This is a genomic window from Rhodopseudomonas sp. AAP120 (assembly GCF_001295845.1).
Classification (GTDB): domain Bacteria; phylum Pseudomonadota; class Alphaproteobacteria; order Rhizobiales; family Xanthobacteraceae; genus Rhodopseudomonas.
The window spans coordinates 1-5,374 of the sequence record NZ_LJIC01000116.1 but is presented as its reverse complement, the minus strand read 5'-3'; the positions used below and the strand labels follow the sequence as shown (position 1 = coordinate 5,374).

Below are 5,374 nucleotides of genomic sequence, written 5' to 3'. Positions count from 1 at the left end.
CCGCCTGCCGGGGCCGCCGGAAGCAACGGCGGGAGACGTCCGTTGCTTCCGCGGCGATCCGTCAGTGGCTCGGCGAAGTGGACGCCGGCGGCGTGCCCGTCGATGGGCTGGCCGAGCTGGGCGTTGACGGCTTGGCCGTCGTCACCTGACCAGTCGTGGCCTGGCCGGTGGTGGCCGCCGCCTTGCTGTCCGAAGGCGAGGTATTGGCCGCCGTATGCGGCGCCTTGTCCTGCATGTCGACCACCGAGTAGCGGATGCCGTTCTCGACCTGCATCAGCGCGCCGTTGGCTTCGTAGTACTTGCCGGTGTCGAGCAACTTGGACGCCTGATCGACGCCCTTCAGGGTGGCATCCAGCGGCGCGACTTCGAGCGCGACCGCGACATTGACGTCGTTCATCTTCAGCGTCTCGAGCGCGTCCTTCTGCTTGCCGGCCTTGAGCTGCGAATTGGCGGTCTTCAGCGCCGCGGCCTTGGCGGGTACCGCGGAGTAATCCTCCTGCACCGTGATGGTGCCGTTGATCGGCAGCCACTTCACCGGCGTGGTCGAAGCCGTGCTCTGGTTCGCCGGCGGCTGGTTGGAGGCGGCGGATTGCGCCGGCTGCTTCAGGTCGGCCTCGGCCTTGATGAAAACCGAGTCGTCGGTCTTGCTCTTCTCGAGCGACTCCATCGCCTTGTTGACGTCCTTGCGCGCCGCGTCCGGCTTGCCGTTGAACAGCGCCAGCCGCGCTTCGCGAATGTCCTGGAAGGCGTTGAAGCCGTCCTTCGACAGCTTGGAGAAGTCCTGTGCCGCAGCCTGGTCGGGCGAGGTCTGGTGGTCGGCCGCATAGACGGCGCCGCACAGGGCGGTGGTGGCGAGCGCGGCGGCGATGAGCGTTGTCTTGACACGAAGCATGATCATTTCTCCTCAAAGTAGATGTCGAACGCGGTCATCCACTTCCGGTGATCGGTCGGCAGAACTCGCGATGTCGAGTTCGTTCCGACAACGGCAACACCGCCGCTCGCGTTGCATTAAACTTAGGAAATCATTGTGCCGCAGGCATTTCTGACGGCGCGCACGATCGGTGAGGCCGCGTCGCGATTTGTTGGAAGCTCTCTGATATGGCGCGCAGCGGTCGCTCGGGCGCGTGTTCTTTGCTAGAACGAGCCGCAATCATCACACCAAGCGATCGCCCGATCGCCGGAGAAGCCCATGCCGGACGTCATTTCCTTCCTTCAAACCCGCCGCTCGGTGAAGCCGCGCGAGATGACCGGGCCGGGCCCCTCGCCCGACGAGCTCGACACCATCCTGACGATCGGCGCGCGGGTGCCGGATCACGGCAAGCTCGCGCCGTGGCGCTTCATCGTGTTCGAGGGCGACGCGCGTGCGCGCGGCGGCGCCGTGATCGCCGAAGTGTTCGCCCGCAAGCATCCGGAGGCGACTGCCGCCGAGATCGCCACCGAACAGGGACGGCTGTCCGAAGCGCCGCTGGTCATCGCAGTGGTGAGTTCGCCGAAGCCGCATCCCAAGGTGCCGGAATGGGAGCAGGAATTGTCGGCGGGCGCGAGCTGCATGAACATCGTCGCCGCCGCGAGTGCGCTCGGCTACGGCGCCAATTGGCTCAGCGGCTGGATCGCCTACGACCGCGACGTGCTCACCGGCCTCGGCCTCGCGGCGCACGAGAAGCTCGCCGGCTTCATCCACATCGGCACCCGAACGCGTCCAAACGACGACCGCCCGCGCCCGGCGCTGGCGGAGGTGGTGACGCGGTTCTGAGGCGCTCGGCGCACGGCATCCGCAACGAACCGAGCCCTGCTAACTCATCGAAGCGTCATTGCCGGGCTTGACCCGGCAATCCATCCTCTTGGCAAATTCGCTAAGAGTCATTTCGGCGCGCTCGCGTGCGATGGATGCGCGGGTCAAGCCCGCGCATGACGGTGAAGGGTGTGGACGCGCCCTTGCCCTCTAAGCCGCCTTCGACGCGGCGTGGCCGAATCTTGCGAGCAGTCCTGCAATCTCCGCGGCCGGCCGCGCCGGGCTGAACAGGAAGCCTTGCACTTCGTGGCAGCCTTCGGCGCGCAGTGCGTCGAGTTGCTCGATGGTTTCGACGCCTTCGGCCAGCGTGGTGATATCCAGGCTGCGGCCGAGACCGGCGATGGCGCGGACGATGGCGAGGCAGTCCGGACGCTCGGTGACGTCGCGCACGAAGGAGCGATCGATCTTGATCTTGTCGAACGGGAAGCTGCGCAAGTAGCTGAGCGACGAATAGCCGGTGCCGAAATCGTCCATCGAGATCCGGACGCCGAGCGCGCGGAGCTGATGCAGCGTGGCGAGATTCGCCTCGCTGTCGGCCAGAAACAGCGACTCGGTGATTTCCAGCTCGAGCCGGCGCGGCGGCAGCCCCGACTGCGCCAGCGCCGAGATCACCACCTGCACCAGATTGCGGCTGCGGAACTGCACCGGCGACAGATTGACCGCGACCTTGACGTCGTCCGGCCAGCCCGCCGCTTCCATGCAGGCCTGGCGCAGCACCCACTCCCCGAGCCCGACGATCAGGCCGATATCTTCGGCGACCGGGATGAAGTCCGCCGGCGAGATCATGCCGCGCTCGGGATGCCGCCAGCGCAGCAGCGTCTCGAAGCCGCCGACCCGGTCCTGGGCGAGGTCGATCAGCGGCTGGTAGTGCAGCTCGAACTCGCCATGCGCGAAGGCGTGACGCAGATCGATCTCCATGTCGCGGCGGATCTGCGCCTGGCGGTCCATCTCCTTCTCGAAGAAATGATGGCAGCCGCCGCCCGCCGCCTTGGCGCGATACAGCGCCATGTCGGCGTTGCGCAGCAGCGCCTCGCACTCGTCACCGTCGCCGGGCGCCATCGCGATGCCGATCGAGGCGCCGATCACCACTTCGAGCCCGTCCATGTCGTACGGCGCGCTGACGATCTCGATCAGCCGCCCGGCGAAATCGCTGGCCTCGTTGGGCGACGCGAACTGACTCAGCACCAGCGCGAATTCGTCGCCGCCGAGCCGGGCCACCAGATCGCCGCCGCCGACCGCGCCGCGCAGCCGCTCGGCGACGCAGCGCAGCAGCCGGTCGCCCATCGGATGACCGAACGAGTCGTTGACGTTCTTGAACAGATCGAGGTCGAGGCACATCACCGCGACGCGGGCGCCGCCGTCGCGCGCCTGATCGAGCGCCTGCTGCAGCCGCTCCTGATACAGCGCGCGGTTGGGCAGATTGGTCAGGCCGTCGTGATGCGCCATGTGGGCGATCTTCGCCTCGGCCTTGCGCCGCTCGGTGATGTCCACCACCGCGACGAGAAACCCGTCGCGGCCGTCGAACACCACGCGGCGGCCGAAGGTCAGCACCTCGATGGCGCTGCCGTCGGCCTTGATGTGCCGCCAGTTGCCCTCGGACTGGTAGCTGTCGCCGATGTTGAGCAGCGCGCGGCTGTGCGCGGCCCATTCCTCGCGCGGCCAGATTTCGCGCAGCGTCATCCGCAGGAAGGTCTCGCGGTCGTAACCGTAGTGCTGCACGGCCGCGTCGTTGACGCTGAGGAATTCGGTGGTGGCCGAGTCGAACACCCACATCGGCATCGGATTGCCGTCGAACAGCAGGCGGAACGACTCCTCGCGCTTCTTCAGCGAGGTGATGTCGGAAATCGTCAGCGAGACGATGTCGCCGAAGCCGTTGGCGCCGAGGCTGAGATTGCGGTCGTCGGTGTCGATCGTGATGGTGTCCTGGCCGCCATTGTCGACCAGCGCCAGCAGCCGCGCGACCACGCCGGGGTCGCACAGCAGATGCTTGCCGGCCGACAGCCGGCTCCATTGCAGCGCCGACGGCGACTCGCCGAGCAGCTCGGAGGCGCCGTCGTTGAGATGCACGATCTGGAAGTCGAACGGCCGCTCGTCGGACCCGCGGATCGCCGCGAGCGAGACGATGCCGTCGTCGGTCGACGAGAAGATCGCGTCGAGCAGATTGTAGCGGAAGCCGTCCTCGTTGATGTAAACGCCGATCAGCGTGTTGCCCCAGCGCGAGGCGGTCGGCAGCGCCAGCAGCACGTACTTTTGCACGATGCCGTCGCGCACGACATGCGCCGTGCCGAGATAAGGCCGCTGGTTCTGCAACGCGCTCATCGCGGTCTGCACCAGCGCGGTGGCGCAATCCGGCGACAGCGCTTCGAGCGGAATGTCCCAGCGGTCGTCGCCGAGCCACTGCTGCACATAGCGGCCGGTCCGCGAGACGCCGGGCGTGCCGCCGGTGAGCTGCAGCAACGCCATCTGGTCGGCGAGCCGGCCGAGACTGCCGAGCATCACCTCCTCATAGCTCGGCAGCGACTGTCCGGGCTGGACCGCCGCGTACCATTTCCGCTGCAGAATTGCGAGATCGGCAGAGAGCTGAGTCGTCAGCGTCTCCCGATTGTGTCTGGCCGTCACCTGTCGCGTCCCCGCGCCCAATCACTCGGGAGCAGTCGACGTATTCCTGATTAAGACGATGTAAACGCCGCGGTACCCCGGCGCGAAAGGCTTGATTATGAAGGATTTATGTCTCGTGATGGTTAGTTCCCGTTAGGGAATGTGACGATCACCACAGAGAAAAATCGCCGCAAACTTGAAGCGATTACCATCCACCTGCCATCGCACGCAGAGACGTCGCCGATGATAGCCGCGTCACCGCCGCCCGACTTCAGCGGGCCAGCACTTCGATCTCGCCGTCGACGCCGTTGACGACGTTGAAGCCGCGCTCGAACATCTTGCCTTCGTTCTTGGCGATGGCGCGGTACTCGCCTTCGGACAGGATCACACGTGGGAACGCGCCGATCGATTCCTTGACGACGTCGCCGCCCGGCGTCAGCACCGACCACGCGGTGTTGGCGAGCGCTTCGCCGCCCTTCTCGGACACCAGCTTCAGCGTGATCACCGCGGCGCGGTGAGTGACGGTGACGTCGGTCAGCTTGCCGGCGGTGACGCGGATGTCCGAGCGCACCACCGAATTGGCGTCGCCGTAGTTGGAGACGATGTAGTACGTGCCTTCCGGCACCAGCACGACGTCGCCGGCGGCGGCGTTCGGCACCAGCGGGGCGCGCTGGGTGTTCTCGAACTGGCTGCCTTTGTAGATCGAAAACGAGATCTGGTTCTGCGGGATGCGCGTGCCGCCGACGCGGCCTTCGATCCGCAACCCGCCGGCCGGCAGGATGAACGCCTCGCGGTCGGTATCCGCCTTCAGCGCGACCGGTCGCACCGCGCTGACCAGGCCATGCGCAACGTGCACGACGTAATTGCCGGGCGGCAGCACGATGTTCGGGGTGGGGCCGTGATCCTCGCGGACCAGCTTGACCACGCCGCTCTCGTCCGGCCGGTCGGAATAGACCCGCCACACCAGCCCGCTGTTGATGGTCG

Annotated in this window: 4 protein-coding genes; 1 reads left to right on the top strand and 3 read right to left on the bottom strand. The window is 66.6% G+C overall.

The window, feature by feature from the left end:
• Positions 1-61: 61 nt before the first annotated feature.
• Positions 62-892: a YfdX family protein gene (locus tag IP86_RS18120; protein ID WP_197279868.1), complete on the bottom strand. Its 831-nt coding sequence runs from the start codon at positions 890-892 to the stop codon at positions 62-64.
• 297 nt (positions 893-1,189) lie between these two features.
• On the opposite strand from IP86_RS18120, the gene IP86_RS18115 reads away from it, so the two are divergent.
• Positions 1,190-1,753, top strand: a complete 564-nt coding sequence (locus tag IP86_RS18115) for a nitroreductase family protein (protein WP_054163829.1) — start codon at positions 1,190-1,192, stop codon at positions 1,751-1,753.
• A 189-nt stretch (positions 1,754-1,942) separates the two neighbouring features.
• Here the strand turns inward: IP86_RS18115 and IP86_RS18110 are convergent, their stop codons facing one another.
• Complete coding sequence (locus tag IP86_RS18110) at positions 1,943-4,411, bottom strand: putative bifunctional diguanylate cyclase/phosphodiesterase (RefSeq protein WP_054163828.1); 2,469 nt, start codon at positions 4,409-4,411, stop codon at positions 1,943-1,945.
• A 250-nt stretch (positions 4,412-4,661) separates the two neighbouring features.
• A partial coding sequence (locus IP86_RS18105) for an RgsD C-terminal domain-containing protein (RefSeq protein ID WP_054163827.1) occupies positions 4,662-5,374 on the bottom strand: 713 nt, incomplete at its 5' end.

Coding starts and splice junctions, on each gene's coding strand:
- IP86_RS18120 (WP_197279868.1), bottom strand. CDS start 892: ATGCTTCGTGTCAAGACAACGCTCATCGCCGCCGCGCTCGCCACCACC.
- IP86_RS18115 (WP_054163829.1), top strand. CDS start 1,190: ATGCCGGACGTCATTTCCTTCCTTCAAACCCGCCGCTCGGTGAAGCCG.